The 16,577-nt window shown below is 70.6% G+C and carries 19 protein-coding genes; 15 read left to right on the forward strand and 4 right to left on the reverse strand.

The features are described 5' to 3' along the window. Positions 1 to 145: SDR family oxidoreductase (locus VQ02_RS31260; RefSeq protein ID WP_048448160.1), on the forward strand; the 145-nt coding region annotated here is incomplete at its 5' end. A 207-nt stretch (positions 146 to 352) separates the two neighbouring features. On the opposite strand, the gene VQ02_RS31265 is transcribed toward VQ02_RS31260, so the two are convergent. From VQ02_RS31265 to ribH, 4 genes are all read right to left on the reverse strand, one after another. Then, complete coding sequence (locus tag VQ02_RS31265; protein WP_048448161.1) at positions 353 to 2,500, reverse strand: sodium-translocating pyrophosphatase; 2,148 nt, start codon at positions 2,498 to 2,500, stop codon at positions 353 to 355. A gap of 206 nt (positions 2,501 to 2,706) precedes the next feature. After that, the gene (gene thiL, locus VQ02_RS31270; RefSeq protein ID WP_083469555.1) at positions 2,707 to 3,711 is read right to left on the reverse strand and encodes a thiamine-phosphate kinase; all 1,005 of its coding nucleotides are present in this window, start codon (positions 3,709 to 3,711) and stop codon (positions 2,707 to 2,709) included. A gap of 233 nt (positions 3,712 to 3,944) precedes the next feature. Next, entirely contained in the window at positions 3,945 to 4,415 is a 471-nt protein-coding gene (gene nusB / locus VQ02_RS31275) for a transcription antitermination factor NusB (RefSeq protein WP_048448162.1), read from the reverse strand. A gap of 1 nt (position 4,416) precedes the next feature. Next, complete coding sequence (ribH, locus tag VQ02_RS31280) at positions 4,417 to 4,956, reverse strand: 6,7-dimethyl-8-ribityllumazine synthase (RefSeq protein ID WP_048448176.1); 540 nt, start codon at positions 4,954 to 4,956, stop codon at positions 4,417 to 4,419. A gap of 247 nt (positions 4,957 to 5,203) precedes the next feature. Here ribH and VQ02_RS31285 point away from each other — a divergent pair, with 247 nt between their 5' ends. The 14 genes from VQ02_RS31285 to VQ02_RS31350 form a co-directional block, all read left to right on the forward strand. After that, positions 5,204 to 6,508 carry an MFS transporter gene (locus VQ02_RS31285; RefSeq protein ID WP_048448163.1) on the forward strand — a complete coding sequence of 435 codons (1,305 nt, stop codon included), beginning with the start codon at positions 5,204 to 5,206 and terminating at the stop codon, positions 6,506 to 6,508. 312 nt (positions 6,509 to 6,820) lie between these two features. Further along, positions 6,821 to 7,384 carry a ubiquinol-cytochrome c reductase iron-sulfur subunit gene (gene petA / locus VQ02_RS31290; RefSeq protein WP_048448164.1) on the forward strand — a complete coding sequence of 188 codons (564 nt, stop codon included), beginning with the start codon at positions 6,821 to 6,823 and terminating at the stop codon, positions 7,382 to 7,384. Positions 7,385 to 7,423: 39 nt separating this feature from the next. Further along, a complete protein-coding gene (locus VQ02_RS31295; RefSeq protein WP_048448165.1) occupies positions 7,424 to 8,710 on the forward strand; it encodes a cytochrome b in 1,287 nt (428 codons plus the stop codon). Between the two features lie 89 nt (positions 8,711 to 8,799). Further along, positions 8,800 to 9,696 (forward strand): cytochrome c1, encoded by an 897-nt coding sequence (locus VQ02_RS31300; protein ID WP_048448166.1) that lies wholly within the window; start codon positions 8,800 to 8,802, stop codon positions 9,694 to 9,696. A 72-nt stretch (positions 9,697 to 9,768) separates the two neighbouring features. Beyond that, positions 9,769 to 10,647 (forward strand): S-methyl-5'-thioadenosine phosphorylase, encoded by an 879-nt coding sequence (locus tag VQ02_RS31305; protein WP_048448167.1) that lies wholly within the window; start codon positions 9,769 to 9,771, stop codon positions 10,645 to 10,647. 120 nt (positions 10,648 to 10,767) lie between these two features. Continuing rightward, positions 10,768 to 11,370: an imidazoleglycerol-phosphate dehydratase HisB gene (gene hisB / locus VQ02_RS31310; RefSeq protein WP_048448168.1), complete on the forward strand. Its 603-nt coding sequence runs from the start codon at positions 10,768 to 10,770 to the stop codon at positions 11,368 to 11,370. Positions 11,371 to 11,420: 50 nt separating this feature from the next. Further along, positions 11,421 to 11,912: a DUF2628 domain-containing protein gene (locus VQ02_RS31315; protein WP_048448169.1), complete on the forward strand. Its 492-nt coding sequence runs from the start codon at positions 11,421 to 11,423 to the stop codon at positions 11,910 to 11,912. 82 nt (positions 11,913 to 11,994) lie between these two features. After that, complete coding sequence (gene hisH / locus VQ02_RS31320) at positions 11,995 to 12,654, forward strand: imidazole glycerol phosphate synthase subunit HisH (RefSeq protein ID WP_048448170.1); 660 nt, start codon at positions 11,995 to 11,997, stop codon at positions 12,652 to 12,654. Between the two features lie 43 nt (positions 12,655 to 12,697). Next, complete coding sequence (gene hisA / locus VQ02_RS31325) at positions 12,698 to 13,459, forward strand: 1-(5-phosphoribosyl)-5-[(5-phosphoribosylamino)methylideneamino]imidazole-4-carboxamide isomerase (RefSeq protein ID WP_048448171.1); 762 nt, start codon at positions 12,698 to 12,700, stop codon at positions 13,457 to 13,459. Positions 13,460 to 13,516: 57 nt separating this feature from the next. Beyond that, entirely contained in the window at positions 13,517 to 14,002 is a 486-nt protein-coding gene (locus VQ02_RS31330; RefSeq protein WP_053080624.1) for a DUF29 domain-containing protein, read from the forward strand. An 11-nt stretch (positions 14,003 to 14,013) separates the two neighbouring features. Continuing rightward, on the forward strand, positions 14,014 to 14,790 hold the full coding sequence (gene hisF, locus VQ02_RS31335) for an imidazole glycerol phosphate synthase subunit HisF (RefSeq protein ID WP_048448172.1): 777 nt from the start codon (positions 14,014 to 14,016) through the stop codon (positions 14,788 to 14,790). A gap of 106 nt (positions 14,791 to 14,896) precedes the next feature. Continuing rightward, positions 14,897 to 15,220 carry a phosphoribosyl-ATP diphosphatase gene (locus VQ02_RS31340; RefSeq protein ID WP_048448173.1) on the forward strand — a complete coding sequence of 108 codons (324 nt, stop codon included), beginning with the start codon at positions 14,897 to 14,899 and terminating at the stop codon, positions 15,218 to 15,220. Between the two features lie 41 nt (positions 15,221 to 15,261). Then, positions 15,262 to 16,275 (forward strand): type I pantothenate kinase, encoded by a 1,014-nt coding sequence (coaA, locus tag VQ02_RS31345; RefSeq protein WP_048448178.1) that lies wholly within the window; start codon positions 15,262 to 15,264, stop codon positions 16,273 to 16,275. Positions 16,276 to 16,339: 64 nt separating this feature from the next. After that, positions 16,340 to 16,577: ABC transporter substrate-binding protein (locus VQ02_RS31350; RefSeq protein ID WP_048448174.1), on the forward strand; the 238-nt coding region annotated here is incomplete at its 3' end.

Below are 16,577 nucleotides of genomic sequence, written 5' to 3' on the forward strand. Positions count from 1 at the left end.
CGACTACCTCGCCTCGCGGATCCCGATGGGCCGCGTCGGCGAGCCGGACGAGATCGCCCGGGCGGCCGTGTTCCTGGCTTCCGACGATGCGAGCTTCGTCAACGGGATCGAGCTGTTCGTGGACGGGGGCCAGGCGCAGGTCTGACCACGTACCGACTCATACCGCCGCGCCTTCGAACGGACCCGTTCGGAGGCGCAAGGCAAGCCCGAACGGGCGCCAGCGCTGATGCGCCGGACGCCTTCGCATCGACGTGTCGATGCGAAGGCGCGAGGGTATCAAAGGGAAGAGGCCAGCCGGTTTCCCGGCCGGCCTCGCCTCGCTCGCACAGGATGTCGGGTGGATCGCCGCCCGTCAGCTATGCGCCAGGATCGCCAGCAGCAGCAGCGCGATGATGTTGGTGATCTTGATCGCCGGGTTCACCGCCGGGCCAGCGGTGTCCTTGTAGGGGTCGCCGACGGTGTCGCCGGTCACCGCGGCCTTGTGGGCGTCGGAGCCCTTGCCGCCGTGGTGGCCGTCCTCGATGAACTTCTTGGCGTTGTCCCAGGCGCCGCCGCCGGAGGTCATCGAGATCGCGACGTAGAGGCCGGTGAGGATCACGCCGAGCAGCATCGCGCCGACCGCCGCGAAGGCCTGGGCCTTGCCGGCGATGGCCTGGATCACGAAGAACAGCACCACCGGCGACAGCACCGGCAGCAGCGAGGGCACCACCATCTCCTTGATCGCCGCCTTGGTCAGCATGTCCACGGCGCGGCCGTAATCGGGCCGCTCGGTCCCCTGCATGATGCCGGGCTTCTCGCGGAACTGGCGGCGGACCTCCTCCACCACCGCGCCGGCGGCGCGGCCCACCGCCGTCATGGCGATGCCGCCGAACAGGTACGGGATCAAACCGCCGAGCAGCAGGCCGACGACCACGTAGGGGTTCGAGAGCGAGAAGTCGACCGTGATGCCCTGGAAGAAGCGGTACTGGGTCGGCGAGGCGTTCTTGATGAAGTAGTTGAGGTCGGAGGTGTAGGCCGCGAACAGCACCAGCGCGCCGAGGCCTGCCGAGCCGATGGCGTAGCCCTTGGTGACCGCCTTGGTGGTGTTGCCGACGGCATCGAGCGCGTCGGTGGACTTGCGCACCTCCTTCGGCAGGCCCGCCATCTCGGCGATGCCGCCGGCATTGTCGGTGACCGGGCCGAAGGCGTCGAGGGCGACGACGACGCCGGCCAGCGCCAGCATGGCGGTGACCGCGATCGCGATGCCGAACAGGCCGGCGAGCGCGTAGGTGACGATGATGCCGGCCACGATCACGATCGCCGGGAGCGCGGTCGATTCGAGCGAGATCGCCAGGCCCTGGATCACGTTGGTGCCGTGCCCGGTGACCGAGGCGTGGGCGATCGACTTGACAGGCCGGTAGCGGGTGCCGGTGTAGTACTCGGTGATGACGACGATCAGCGCCGTGATGACGAGGCCCGCCACCGCGCACAGGAACAGGCTGAGGGACGTGAAGCTGTCGCCGCCCGTGGTGGTGAAGCGGGTCGAGAAGCCGCCGAACAGGGCGAGGTTGAGGCCGGCGATCGCCACGATCGAGAGCGCGCCGGCGCCGATCAGCCCCTTGTAGAGGGCGCCCATGATCGACTGGTTGGCGCCCAGCCGCACGAAGTACGTGCCGATGATCGAGGTGATGATGCAGGCCGCGCCGATCGCCATCGGGTAGATCAGCATGGTCTCGAGCACGTTGCGGCCGCCGACGTCGGTCTGGCCCGCGAAGAAGATCGCCGCCAGCACCATGGTGGCGACGAGGGTCACCGCGTAGGTCTCGAACAGGTCGGCGGCCATGCCGGCGCAGTCGCCGACGTTGTCGCCGACGTTGTCCGCGATGGTGGCGGGGTTGCGCGGATCGTCCTCAGGGATGCCGGCCTCGACCTTGCCGACGAGGTCGCCGCCGACATCGGCGCCCTTGGTGAAGATGCCGCCGCCGAGGCGGGCGAAGATCGAGATCAGCGAGGCGCCGAAGCCGAGGGCCACGAGCGAATCGATCACCTCGCGGCTCGACGGGCTCAGGCCCGCGAGGCGGGTGAGGTAGGTGTAGTAGAGGACGACGCCGAGGAGGGCGAGGCCGGCCACCAGCATGCCGGTGACGGCGCCGGACTTGAACGCCACCGAGAGGCCCTCGCCGAGGGAGCGGGCGGAGGCCTGGGCGGTGCGCACGTTCGCCCGCACCGAGACGTTCATGCCGATAAAGCCGGCGGCGCCCGACAGCACGGCGCCGATCAGGAAGCCGATCCCGACCTTGAGGCCGAGGAACCAGGCGAGGAGCACGAACAGCACCACGCCGACGATCCCGATGGTGGCGTATTGGCGGCGCAGGTAGGCCTGGGCGCCCTCGGCGATCGCGCCGGCGATCTCCTGCATGCGCTGCGTGCCGGCGTCGCGCCGCATGACGTCGTTGATGGTGACGATGCCGTAGGCAACGGCGCAGAGGCCGCCCAGGATGATGAGCAGGAGTGCGGTCATTCTACCGTCCTTGATTGTCGGGCATTCCCGCGACGTCGGACGGCCGAGATGGCGAGCGGCCGTGTACGCGCGAAGCGGGCCTCCCTCCCTGTTGAGCGGGCCTGCGCGCCAGCGCGGATCCGCGCACACAGTCGTGCCAAACTTCCCACCCGAGCGCAAACGCTCCTAAGCTTCGTCCGCGTGAGACTTTCGGCGCTCGCGCCGGCTCAGAAGTGGCTGAACGAGCCGGACCGGAACGGGCGGGCATCGCCGCCGGGCGTGCGGAAGACCGGGGGCGCGCTGCCCTCGGTCACGGTGCCGATCACCGCGAGCGGCACGCCGGCCCGGTCGGCCGCGGCCTGGAGTGCGGGCACCGCCGCCGGGTCGGCGGCGCACAGGATCTCGTAGTCGTCGCCGCCGGTGAGCGCGGCGTCGAGGAGCCCCGGCTCCGCCGCCAGGGCGGCCCGGGCCGGGTCCGAGAGGGGGATCGCCGCGATCTCGACCTCGGCGCTCAGGTCCGCCGCCCGCATCATCTTGGCGAGGTCGCCGACGAGGCCGTCGGACACGTCCATGGCGGCGCGGGCATGGGCCCGCAGGGCCGGCGCGAGGGCGAGGCGGGGGCGGGGGTGCAGGTAGCGGTCGACCAGGGAGGCCCGGGCCGGGAACGACAGCGCGCCGCCCCAGGGCGCGGCGGGCCTGCTCCGGAGCTTGAGGCCGAGCGCCGCGTCGCCGATGCTGCCCGAGACCAGCAGGCGATCCCCGGCCCGGGCCGCGTCCCGCCGCACCATCGTGCCGGCCGGGACCTCGCCGAGGGCCGTGATGCCGATAAGGGTGGGGCCTCCCGCCCGCACGGTGTCGCCCCCCAGCAGCGGGGAGCTCGCCAGGGCCGCGGCCTCGCTCAGGCCGGTGCAGAAATCCGCCAGCCAGGCCTCGTCCCAATCGTCCGCGAGCGCGAGGGTGAGGAGAAAGCCCAGGGGCTCGGCCCCCTTGGCGGCGATGTCCGACAGGTTCACCCCGAGAGCCTTGCAGGCGATCGAGGCCGGCGGGTCGTCGGGAAAGTAATGCACCCCCGCCACGATCGCGTCGGTGGTGAGGACCAGGTCGTGACCGGGCCGCGGCCTCAGCAGGGCCGCATCGTCCCGAAGCGAGAGCCCGCCCTCGCCCGCGAGAGGCGCGAAGTAGCGGGCGATCAGCTCGTCTTCAGTGGGGCGGGGCAGGTCGGCGCGTGCCATCGCGGGACGTCTCGCGGCGAGGATCGGGCGGAGCCCGGAGCGACGTCCTCGGGCGAGCCGAGGGAGCTCATCGCGGTCGGGCTGTTCGCGCAGGGACCGGGTGACACCGCTGTCCACCTGTCCTTAGCCGACACCTTGTGCCGAGGCCGACGGGCACCGCAACGGCCCGGCGCCGGAATCACGAGGATTTTCGCGGATTTCCGTGGCTTTTCGGTTAGCCGGCGAGCAGCCCCTCAGCCGGCGCGTGAGCCCTTGTTGAAATCGTCCGGCCGCACCGCGCGGCCGACCTTGTCGAGCACCGCGTTGACGAGGCCGGGCTCCTCGCCCTCGTAGAAGCTGTGGGCGACGTCGACGTACTCGGAGATCGCGACCTTCACCGGGACGTCGCGGCGGAAGATCACCTCGTAGGCCCCGGCGCGCAGGATCGCCCGCACCACCGCCTCGAGGCGGCGCAGGGGCCAGCCGGCCGCGAGGGCGGCGTCGAGGCGCTGGTCGATCGCCCGCTGCTCCTCGACGACCCCGCGCAGGAGGTCGCGGAAGAAGGCGGTCTCGGCCGGCGGGTGCTCGACGTCGTCGATGACCTGGCCGATCCAGAACGCCTCGAACTCGGCGAGGGCGTCGATCACGCCCTTGCCGGCGATCTCCATCTCGTAGAGGGCCTGGACCACCGCGAGGCGGGCGCCGCTGCGCTCGGCGGGCTTCATGTCACTGGGCCTCCAGGCGGCGGGGGGTGAAGCCGATGGTGCGGTCCTGGCGCCCCGCCTCCTCGGCCCGGCGCAGGGCCAGCACGGACAGGGCGGCCTCGGCGGCGCCGCCGCCCTTGTTCATCTCGGCCACCCGGGCGCGGGCCTGGGCCTGGGCCTCGGTCTCGACCGTCAGGATGCCGTTGCCCAGCGGCAGGCGCAGCATCACGGAGAGGTCCATCAGGGCCCGGGCGCTCTCGCCGGCGACGATGTCGTAGTGGCCGGTCTCGCCGCGGATCACGCAGCCGAGGGCCACCACGGCGTCGTAGGGCTTGCGGGCGCGGGCGGCCGCCTCGAGCAGGATCGCGACGGTCTGGGGGATCTCCAGGGCGCCCGGCACCGTGACGACCACCGCCTCGGCGCCCGCCGCCTCGATCGCGGCCGTGGCGCCGGCGAGAAGCTCGTCGGCGATGTCGTCGTAGTAGCGGGCCTCGACGACGAGCACCCGGGCTCCGGTGAGCTGGGGGCGGTCGGCTCCGCTGTCTCGGCGTGGCGTGACCATGGCGAACTTCTTCAAGTCTCGAACGGACACCGGCGCGCGGCTGGCGCGAGCCTCGCTGCGGTGCATCACCGGTGGGGGAGGGGAGCACTAGACCAGAAGCGGCCGGTCCCACAAGTGCGCGCGCCTCCGCCGATCGTCGCTCCTTGCCAAGTGCGGACAATCCGGTCATCCCGGGCGCCAGAGCCGGGCCGCCAGATCTGGCGTGAAAGCCTGGCGCGAAACCAGAATCGGCCGGGAGGAGAATGCCGTGACGACCGATATCGAAGCCCGCACCATCAGGCGCGTCAGCTGGCGCCTGATCCCGTTCCTCATCGTCTGCTACTTCGTGGCCTACCTCGACCGCGTGAATGTCGGGTTCGCCTCGCTGACCATGAACCGGGACCTCGGCATCTCGGCCACCGCCTACGGCCTCGGTGCCGGGCTGTTCTTCATCACCTACTTCATCTTCGAGGTGCCCTCGAACCTGGCGCTCGAGAAGTTCGGCGCGCGGCGCTGGATCGCCCGCATCATGCTGAGCTGGGGCCTGATCTCCGGCGGCATGGCCTTCATTGGCGGCGAGGTCAGCTTCTACATCATGCGCCTGCTGCTCGGCGCGGCCGAGGCGGGCTTCTTCCCCGGCATCATCTTCTATCTCACCCTCTGGTACCCGGCGGCCTACCGGGCCCGCATCGTCTCGCTGTTCATGGTGGCGATCCCGCTCTCGAGCGTCATCGGCTCGCCGATCTCCGGCCTGCTGCTCGAGCTCGACGGCGTGCTCGGCTTCAAGGGCTGGCAGTGGCTCTACGTGATCGAGGCGCTGCCGGCGGTGGTCCTGTCGGTGATGACCTACTTCTACCTCACCGACCGGCCGGCCGACGCCCAGTGGCTCGCCCCGGACGAGCGCGCCTGGCTCGCGGAGACGCTCGCCGCCGAGCAGGCCCGCACCCTGAGCCAGGGCCATGTTCCCCTCACCCAGGAGATCCTCAACCCGCGGGTGCTCGCCATCGCGGTGGTGTATTTCGGCGCCGTGGCCCTGCTCTACGCCTTCGGCTTCTTCCTGCCGCAGATCTTCAAGGGCTTCGGCCTCACCAACGCCCAGACCGGGTTCCTGATGATCATCCCCTACGCGGTCGGCACCGTCGGCATGCTGTGGTGGGGCCGGCGCTCGGACGCCAAGCGCGAGCGGCGCTACCACCTCGCGGCGGCGCTCGCCTGCGCGTCCCTCTGCACCATCGGGGCGGCGCTCGTGCCCGATCCGATCCTGAAGGTGGTGCTGTTCTCGGGCGCGGCGCTCGGCATCTTCGGGGCGCTGCCGATCACCTGGACGCTGCCGACCGAGACCCTCTCGGGGGCCGCCGCCGCCGGCGCCATCGCGGTGGTGAACTCGATCGGCAACCTGTCGGGCTTCGTCGCACCTTACGCGGTCGGCGCGATCAAGGACTGGACCGGCGGCTTCACCGGCGGCCTGCTGCTGATCGCCTGCGCCGGCCTCGTCGGCATGGTGACGGTGCTGCGCCTGAGCCACAGCAGCGCACCCGCGGCGCCCGGCCGCGTCGGCGCGCCGGCCGAGTAGCCCGGCAAGGAGCGACGCGACAGCCCGGGCGGGCCGGTCAGGGCCCGCCCGGTGCACCGCAACACACCTGCGGGAAATCTGGAATTCCTCCGGATCGGCGCCCCTTTTCGCCCTTTATTCCGGGGCTTGGCCGTGCCACAGAGCTACCCGCGCGGCGACGCCCGGTCGCATTGCCGCCATGAGCGGGGTGGTGCTTCGGTCCGGCAGGATCGAGGGGTCGAACCCCGCCGACCCTCCTACCCGGGTGGGCCCTGCCGCGCGCCACGCAGCGGCCGCCCGCCGCCGTCAACGATTTCTCGGGAGAGCCGGAACTTGGCCACCACCGCCGCCCCCTCCGACGCCGCGCATCCCCACGGGGCGACCCGCCGGGACTTCCTGTTCCTCGCCACCGGCGCGGGCGCCGTGGTCGGGGCTGCCGCTCTGGCCTGGCCGTTCGTCGCCTCGATGGCGCCCGACGCCGAGACGGTCGCCGCCGGCGCTCCCATCGACGTGGACCTCACGCCGATCGCCGACGGCCAGATCGTCAACGTGTTCTGGCGCGGCAAGCTGATCTTCGTGCGCCACCTCACCGAGAAGGAAGTCGCCGACATGAAGGCGATGGCGCCCGCCAGCATGATCGACCCGGCGCCGTTCCTGAGCCGCGTCAAGGAGGGCCACGAGCGCTGGCTCGTGGCCTACGGCAACTGCACCCATCTCGGCTGCGTGCCGATCGCCAACGCCAACGGCCAGGAGGGCTGGGCCTGCCCGTGCCACGGCTCGCAGTTCGACGCCGTCGGACGCGTCACCCGCGGCCCGGCGCCGATCAACCTGCCGATCCCGCCCTACGCCTTCCAGGGCGACGCCAAGGTCCGCATCGGCGAAGGCGCCGCCGCCTGATCCGCCGATCGTGAAGCAACGCCAGACGCGGGCTGCCCCATGAGCGCACACGCTACCACCTACGTTCCCAAGAGCCGCTTCGCGAAGTGGTTCGAGGCCCGGCTGCCGATCGTCGGCCTGGTCCATTCCTCGTTCATCGCCTTCCCGGTTCCGCGCAACCTGAACTACTTCTGGACGTTCGGCGCGATCCTGATCGTGATGCTGGCCTCCCAGATCGTCACCGGCGTCTGGCTGGCCATGCACTACCAGCCCTCGGCCACCGAGGCGTTCAACTCCGTCGAGCACATCATGCGCGACGTGAACTACGGCTGGCTCCTGCGCTACATGCACGCCAACGGCGCCTCGATGTTCTTCATCGCGGTCTACGTGCACATGTTCCGCAACCTCTACTACGGGTCCTACAAGGCTCCGCGCGAGGTGCTCTACATCCTCGGCGTGATCATCTACCTCCTGATGATGGCGACCGCGTTCCTCGGCTACACCCTGCCGTGGGGCCAGATGTCGTTCTGGGGCGCCACCGTCATCACCAACATCCTGGCGGCGATCCCGATCGTCGGCGACACGATCCAGAGCCTGCTCTGGGGCGGCTACTCGGTCGGCAACCCGACCATCAACCGCTTCTTCTCGCTGCACTACCTGCTGCCGTTCATGATCGCCGGCGTCGTCGTCCTGCACGTCTGGGCGCTGCACGTCACCGGCCAGAACAACCCGACCGGCATCCCGATCAAGACCGGCAAGGACGCCGTCCCGTTCACCCCCTACGCGACCATCAAGGACGTGTTCGCGGTGGTGGTGTTCTTCGTCTTCTTCGCCTACTGGATCTTCCTGCAGCCGAACTACCTCGGCCACGCCGACAACTACATCCCGGCGAACCCCGCCGTAACGCCGGCGCACATCGTGCCCGAGTGGTACTTCCTGCCCTTCTACGCCATCCTGCGTGCGGTGCCGGACAAGCTCGGCGGCGTGATCCTGATGTTCGGCGCGGTGATCATCCTGGCGCTGGCGCCGTGGCTCGACACCTCGCGGGTCCGCTCGGCCAACTACCGGCCGATCTACCGCCAGTTCTTCTGGGTCTTCATCTTCTGCTGCTTCCTGCTCGGCTGGCTCGGCTCGAAGCCCCCGGAGGGCGGCTACGTCCTCGCCTCGCGCATCGCCACGGTCTACTACTTCGCCCACTTCCTGATCGTGATGCCGCTGGTCGGCCTGTTCGAGACGCCGAAGCCGCTGCCGGGCTCGATCCTCGAGAGCGTCACCGGCCCGGGCAAGCAGGTCGGCTCCTCCGGCATCCCGGCCGGCGCGACCGCCGCGCCCTCGACCAAGGGATAAGGTACGCCCGGGCGGGGCGGATGCCGAGCGTGTCCGTCCCGCCTCCCGACCGCTAAGCACTAACGACGCCGCAAGGGGCATCGAGGGGAATGATCAGAACACGCGCTCTCGTGGCGGCCGCACTCGCCGCGTTCCTGTCGGCCGGCGCCGCCTCGGCGGCGGAGGGTGGGCCGCTGCCGCACCGCGAGAAGTGGACCTTCTCGGGGATGTTCGGCACCTTCGACCAGGCGCAGCTGCAGCGCGGCTTCCAGGTCTACCGCGAGGTCTGCTCGAACTGCCACAGCCTGCACTACGTCCGCTTCCGCAACCTGGGCGAGGAGGGCGGTCCCGACTTCTCCGCCGCCCAGGTCAAGGCGCTCGCCGCCGAGTACAAGGTCAAGGACGGCCCGAACGATTCCGGCGACATGTTCGAGCGGCCCGGCCGCCCCGCGGACAAGTTCCCGTCGCCGTTCCCGAACGACCAGGCGGCGGCCGCGGCCAACGGCGGCAAGGCGCCGCCGGACCTGTCGCTGATGGCCAAGGCCCGCACCTTCGCCCGCGGCGGCCTGTGGTTCATCATCGATTGGCTGCCCTTCATCGGCTACACCGAGCAGGGCCCCGACTACATCCACGCCCTCCTCAACGGCTACAAGGAGGAGCCGCCGAAGGACGTGACGGTGCCGCCGGGCGGCCACTACAACGAGTACTACCCGGGCCACATCATCGCGATGCCCAAGCCGCTGAGCGACGGTCAGGTGACCTACGCCAAGGGCGCCGACGGCAAGCCGGTCGTGCCGGAGACCGTCGACCAGTACTCGCGCGACGTGACCGCCTTCATGATGTGGACGGCGGAGCCGCACCTGCTGGCGCGCAAGCAGCTGGGCCTGCGGGCGATGCTGTTCCTGATCGTGCTGGCCGGCCTGCTCTACTATGTGAAGAAGAAGATCTGGTCCGACGTCGGCGGCGAGACGCACGGGCTGCAGCCCGAGCTGCACAAGACGAGCTGACGACCAGGCTCACGACACTCCCAGAGGCCCCGCGAGGGGCCTCTTTCGTTTGACGACAGACAGGAGAACCCCATGGTCAAGGCCGTGCTCGGAGTGATCGGCGGGTCGGGCGTCTACGACCTGCCCGGGCTGGAGGACGTGCGCGAGGAGCGGATGTCCTCGCCCTGGGGCGAGCCTTCGGACGCGCTCCGCATCGGCCGGATCGGCGACACGCCGGTGGTGTTCCTCGCCCGGCACGGCCGCGGCCACCGGCTCTCGCCCTCCGGCATCGACTACCGGGCCAACATCGACGCGCTGAAGCGTGCCGGCGTCACCGACCTCGTGGCGCTGTCGGCCTGCGGCTCGTTCCGGCAGGAACTCTATCCGGGCCTGTTCGTGCTCGTGGACCAGTTCGTCGACCGGACCGTCGGCCGGGCGTCGTCGTTCTTCGGCAACGGCTGCGTCGCCCACGTCTCGATGGCCCATCCGGTCGGCCCGGGCCTCCAGGCCCGGATTCTGGCGGCGGCGGAGGCCGAGGAGATTCCGGTGCGCAAGGGCGGCACCTACGTCTGCATGGAGGGGCCGCAATTCTCCTCCTACGCCGAGTCGCTGACCTACAAGGCGCAGGGCTATGACGTGATCGGCATGACCAACATGCCGGAGGCCAAGCTCGCCCGCGAGGCCGAGATCACCTACGCGACCATCGCCATGGTGACCGACTTCGATTGCTGGCACCCGGAGCACGGCGCCGTGGACGTGGCCTCCGTGGTGGCGGTGGCGCGGGCCAACGCCGCCAAGGCCGCCCGGCTGGTGAGCCGGCTCGCCCGCGACCTGCCCGCCGAGCGCGAGCCCTGCCCGGCGGGATCCGACCAGGCCCTCGACGGCGCGATCATGACCGCGCCCACCCATCGCGACGCAGGCCTGATGGCCAAGCTCGACGCGGTCTGCGCCCGCGTGCTCGCCGACGTCTGACCCCGCCGCGCCCCCGGCCGCGGTGGCGCGACGGTAGAAAGCCGGGATCACCTCTGGCGTTTCCGCGGGCTGCCTTTTAACAAGGCAGCCCGTTTTCCGTTGCCGACAAGTGCTCCCGCGATGACCGACACCCCCCTCCGCTCCGGCCGCGTCGACCGGCGCACCGCCGAGACCGACGTCAGCGTCGCGCTGACCCTCGACGGCACCGGTCGGGCCAGCATCAGCACGGGCGTCGGCTTCCTCGACCACATGCTGGAGCTCCTCGCCCGCCACGCGCTGTTCGACCTCGAGATCAGGGTGACGGGAGACCTCCACGTCGACCAGCACCATACCACCGAGGATTGCGGCATCGCGCTGGGCCAGGCCTTCGCCCAGGCGCTGGGCGACAAGCGCGGCATCCGCCGCTACGCCGACCTGCACCTGCCCATGGACGAGGCGCTGACTCGGGTCGCCGTCGACATCTCGGGGAGGCCGTTCCTGGTCTTCCGCACGGAGTTCGCCCGCGAGAAGATCGGCGCCTTCGACACCGAGCTGGTGCGCGAGTGGTTCCAGGCCTTCGCGATGAATGCCGGCATCACCCTGCACGTCGAGACGCTGTACGGCGACAACCAGCACCACATCGCCGAGAGCTGCTACAAGGGGCTGGCACGTGCCTTGCGGCACGCGGTCGAGGTCGATCCCCGCGAGGGCGGCCGGGTGCCATCCACGAAGGGCTCGCTCTAGAGCCGCGCCGCAATGCAAGGTCCGATGCAAAGGACCCCGGGGGACACCGGATGACCACCTACACTCTGCACGTGCCCGACGAGGTCGATCCCGCCGAGCCGGAGGCGCTCGACCGGGCCAAGCTGGTGCCCGACGCCTTCGTCTGGCCGGCCTTCTGGTTCACCGCCCTGTGGTTCTTCTGGCACCGGCTCTGGCTCGCCGGCCTGATCGTGCTCGCGGCCGAGATCCTGGTCTGGGGGGCCGGGCTCGCGCTCGGGTTGAGCCCACTGGCGGGCTTCGTGATCGCCGTGCTGCTCTCCTGGCTCATCGGCCTCGAAGCCTCTTCGCTGCGGCGCTGGACCTATGCCCGCACCGGCCGTCCGATCCGCGACGCCGTGACGGCGTCCGACGCCAAGGAGGCCGAGGTGAAGTTCGTCGCCCGCTGGCTGCGGGAGGAGGGGGCCCGCCACGGCGCAGGTCCGACGCGGCCGGTGACGCCGGCGAACACCCGCGCCGAGAGCCCGGCCCTCGGCCTTTTCCCCGAGGCGCAGGGACACCGGTGAGCGCCGCAACCACTCCGTGTCCCGTCCTGTTGACCGTCGAGAGGGTGCGCGGCGCGGGCGGCCCTATGCGGGAGGAACGTCCGTGAGCGCGGACACAGTCGCCATCATCGATTACGGCTCGGGCAACCTGCACTCGGCCGCCAAGGCCTTCGAGCGCGCCGCCCGCGAAAGCGGCACCGGCGCGCGCATCGTCGTCACCTCCGATCCCGAGGCCGTGGCCGCGGCAGACCGGGTCGTGCTGCCCGGCGTCGGCGCCTATGCCGATTGCCGGCGCGGGCTCGACGCCGTCTCCGGCATGGTCGAGGCGATGACGGAGGCCGCGCACGGCCGCGGCCGGCCCTTCCTCGGCATCTGCGTCGGCATGCAGCTGCTCGCGAGCCGCGGCCTCGAATACGAGGTCACCCCGGGCCTCGGCTGGATCCCCGGCGACGTCCAGGCGATCAAGCCGGCCGATCCGGGCCTGAAGGTGCCCCACATGGGCTGGAACACGCTCGAGGCCCGCCGCGCGCACCCGCTCCTCGACGGCATCCCGACCGGCTCGGACGGCCTGCACGCCTATTTCGTGCACAGCTACGCCCTGGCTCCGGAGGAGCCCGGCGACGTGGTGGCGAGTGCCGATTACGGCGGGGCAGTCACCGCCATGGTGGCCCGCGGCACCATCGCCGGCACCCAGTTCCACCCCGAGAAGAGCCAGACGCTCGGCCTCAAGCTGATCGGCAACTTCCTGCGCTGGCGGCCCTGACGGCGCCGGCTTTCGACGAACTCAAGCCTTGCGGTGACGACGCGTGATCCTGTTTCCGGCCATCGATCTCAAGGAAGGGCGCTGCGTCCGCCTGGTGCAGGGCGACATGGCGCAGGCGATCGTCTTCAGCGACGATCCGGCGGCGCAAGCCGCGACGTTCCAGGAGCAGGGCTTCTCCTGGCTCCACGTGGTCGACCTCGACGGCGCCTTCGCGGGCGCGCCGATGAACGCCGCGGCCGTGGACGCGATCCTCGCCTCGGTGAGGATCCCGGTCCAGCTCGGCGGCGGCATCCGCGAGATGCGCACCGTCGAGGGCTGGCTGGCGAAGGGCGTGAGCCGGGTCATCATCGGCACCGCCGCCGTGAAGGACCCGACCTTCGTGCGCGAGGCCGCCCGCCGCTTCCCCGGCCGGATCGCCGTCGGCATCGACGCGAAGGACGGCAAGGTCGCGGTCGAGGGCTGGGCCAAGACCTCGACGGTCACGGCGGAGGAGCTCGGCCGGCGGTTCGAGGATGCCGGCGTCGCCGCGATCATCTACACCGACATCGCCCGGGACGGCATCCTCAAGGGACTCAACATCCCGATGACGCTGGCCCTCGCCCAGGCGGTGAAGATCCCGGTCATCGCCTCCGGCGGGCTCGCCTCGATCGAGGACGTCCACCGCATCCTCGAGCCCGACTGCGCCGGCCTCGCGGGCGCCATCACGGGGCGTGCCCTCTACGACGGCCGGATCGACCCGAAGGAGGCGCTGGCGGCCATCGCGCGGGCGCGCGGCACGCAGGGCAAGAGCCAGCAGGCCGGCTGAGGCGGACGGGTTCGCCTCGTGATAGGATGAGGCGGCTTCCCGGAGGCGTGAGACAGCGTGACGGCCGCGACCCGCAGACCCAAGCCGGACTCGGCGCGGCCGACCCCGCGGCCCGCGACTGCCTATGACGACGACCTCTATGGCTGGGCGATGGAGCAGGCGGCGGCGTTGCGCGCCGGCGATCTCTCGGCCCTCGACCGCGAGAACCTGGCCGAGGAGATCGAGAGCTTGGGCCGCTCGGAGTTCAACCGCCTCGTGAGCTTCTACGCGCTGATCCAGCTCCATATGTTGAAATGGCAGTTCCAGCCGGGCCATCGCAGCACGAGCTGGGCGATCTCGATCGCGACGCATCGTCAGCACGTCCTCGAGATCGTCGGTGACAACCCGAGCCTGACGCCGCGCCTCGACGAGGCGTTCGATCGGGCCTATCGCCAAGTCAGGCTCGACACTCTCCGAGAGACTGGCCTCGCCGCAGCGACGTTCCCGGCGACCTGCCCGTTCACGCGGGACGAGGCGATGTCGCGCCCCTTCCTCTACGAATAGAGCCTAAATCCGTGCTCAAGACCCGCATCATCCCCTGCCTCGACGTCAAGGACGGCCGCGTCGTCAAGGGCGTGCAGTTCCTCGAGCTGCGCGACGCCGGCGATCCGGTCGAGGCCGCAAAGGCCTACGACCGCGCCGGGGCCGACGAGCTGTGCTTCCTCGACATCACGGCAAGTCACGAGGACCGTGGCATCCTGCTCGACGCGGTGAGCCGCACGGCGGAGGCCTGCTTCATGCCGCTCACCGTCGGCGGCGGGGTGCGCAAGGTCGAGGACATCCGCACCCTGCTGCTGGCCGGAGCCGACAAGGTCTCGATCAACACCGCGGCGGTGAACGACCCGGACCTGGTGGCGCGGGCGGCGGAGAAATTCGGCGCGCAGTGCATCGTCGTGGCGATCGACGCCAAGCGCGTCTCGGGCGAGGGCGAGCCGGCCCGCTGGGAGATCTTCACCCATGGCGGCCGGAAACCCACCGGGATCGACGCGATCGCGTTCGCCCGCACCGTGGCGGGGAAGGGCGCCGGCGAGCTCCTCGTCACCTCGATGGACCGCGACGGCATGCGCTCCGGCTACGACATCGGGCTCACCCGGGCGATCAGCGACGCGGTGAACGTGCCGGTGATCGCCTCAGGCGGCGTCGGCAGTCTCGACGACCTCGTCGCCGGGGTGCGCGACGGCGGCGCCAGCGCGGTGCTGGCGGCCTCGATCTTCCATTTCGGCCAGCACACCGTGGCGGAAGCCAAGGCCCACATGGCGGCGGCGGGCCTCGCCATGCGGCTCGATCCCTGATCCGTCCGCAATCGCCGCGGCGCGATGACCCGCAAGGTGTGCTGATGCCGCTTGACCGCCCGGCACGGCCGGCTTCAGGGTCGGGCAGGAAACCAACGGCAGCCGCATGACCGCCTTCACCCTCGCCGATCTCGACCGCATCGTCCGCGAGCGCGCCGCGGCCTCACCGGACGAGTCCTACACCGCCAAGCTCGTCGCCGGCGGGCCGGCCCGGCCAGCCAAGAAGCTCGGCGAGGAGGCGGTCGAGGCCGCGATCGCGGCGGTGCAGGGCGATCGCGAGGGGCTGAAGGCGGAAGCCGCGGACGTGCTCTATCACCTGCTGGTCGTCCTACAGGCCGCCGACGTGCCGCTTGAGGCGGTGATGGCGGAGCTGGAGCGGCGCACCGCCCAGAGCGGCATCGCCGAGAAGGCGTCGAGGAGGCCCGCATGAACGAGGCCGGCATGGGCGGGATCGGCATAGGCGAGGTCGGCATGAACCGGGTCGGCACGGGCGGGGCGACCACCCTCGGCGCGGCGGAACTCGCCGCCAGCCTCGACGAGGCGACCGACCACCTCTCGCCCTACCGGGTCTTCTCCCGCGAGGAATGGGCGCACCTGCGCGCCGACACGCCGCTCACCCTCACCGCCGAGGACGTGATGCGGCTGCAATCGCTCAACGACCCGATCTCCCTGGAAGAGGTCATCGCGATCTACCTGCCGCTGTCGCGGCTGCTCTCGCTCTACGTCGCGGCGACGCAGGGGCTGTTCAAGGCGACCCAACGCTTCCTCCTCGCCGAGCGCGAGGTGAAGGTGCCCTACATCATCGGGGTTGCGGGCTCGGTCGCGGTCGGCAAGTCGACCACTGCCCGGGTGCTGAAGGCGCTGCTCGCCCGCTGGCCCAACACCCCGAAGGTCGACCTCGTCACCACCGACGGCTTCCTGTTCCCGAATGCCGAGCTGCACCGCCTCGGCCTGATGGAGCGCAAGGGTTTTCCCGAGAGCTACGACACCCCGACGCTGCTGCGCTTCCTCGCCGACATCAAGGCGGGCAAGCGCCACGTCGCGGCGCCGCTCTATTCCCACCTCGTCTACGACGTGGTGCCGGGGGAAAACACGGTGGTCGACAGGCCCGACATCCTGATCGTCGAGGGGCTGAACGTGCTCCAGCCGGCCCGCCTGCCCCGGGACGGCACCGCGATCCCCTTCGTCTCGGACTTCTTCGACTTCTCGGTCTACCTCGACGCGCACGAGGACGACCTGCACCGCTGGTACGTCAACCGCTTCCTGCGCCTGCGCCACACCGCGTTCCGTGACCCGCTCTCCTACTTCCGCAAATACGCCGAGGTGAGCGAGGAGGAGGCGCTGGTCATCGCCGACGGGCTGTGGAACCGCATCAACCTCCTGAACCTGCGCGACAACATCGTGCCGACGCGCCAGCGCGCCAGCCTGATCCTCGCCAAGGGCGCGAGCCACCGCATCGAGAGCGTGGCACTGCGAAGGCTGTAGGCCTCACGTCGGGTTGACCTTCCTCCTACCCCCCGCCAGCATGCGGAAAAACCGGGAGGAAACCATGAGACGAGCCCTTCGGCGCGCCGGCCTGGCGCTGGCCGCGACCCTCTGCGCGGGCGCCGCGCAGGCGCAGGTTTCCGACGACGTCGTCAAGATCGGCGTTCTGTCGGACATGAGCGCGGCCCAGGCCGACAGCACCGGCCCCGGCTCGGTCACCGCCGCCCGGATGGCGGTGGAGGATTTCGGCGGCACGGTGCTCGGCAAGCGGATCGAGGTCGTCTCCGCCGACCACCAGAACA

Source organism: Methylobacterium variabile, from assembly GCF_001043975.1.
Lineage (GTDB): Bacteria > Pseudomonadota > Alphaproteobacteria > Rhizobiales > Beijerinckiaceae > Methylobacterium > Methylobacterium variabile.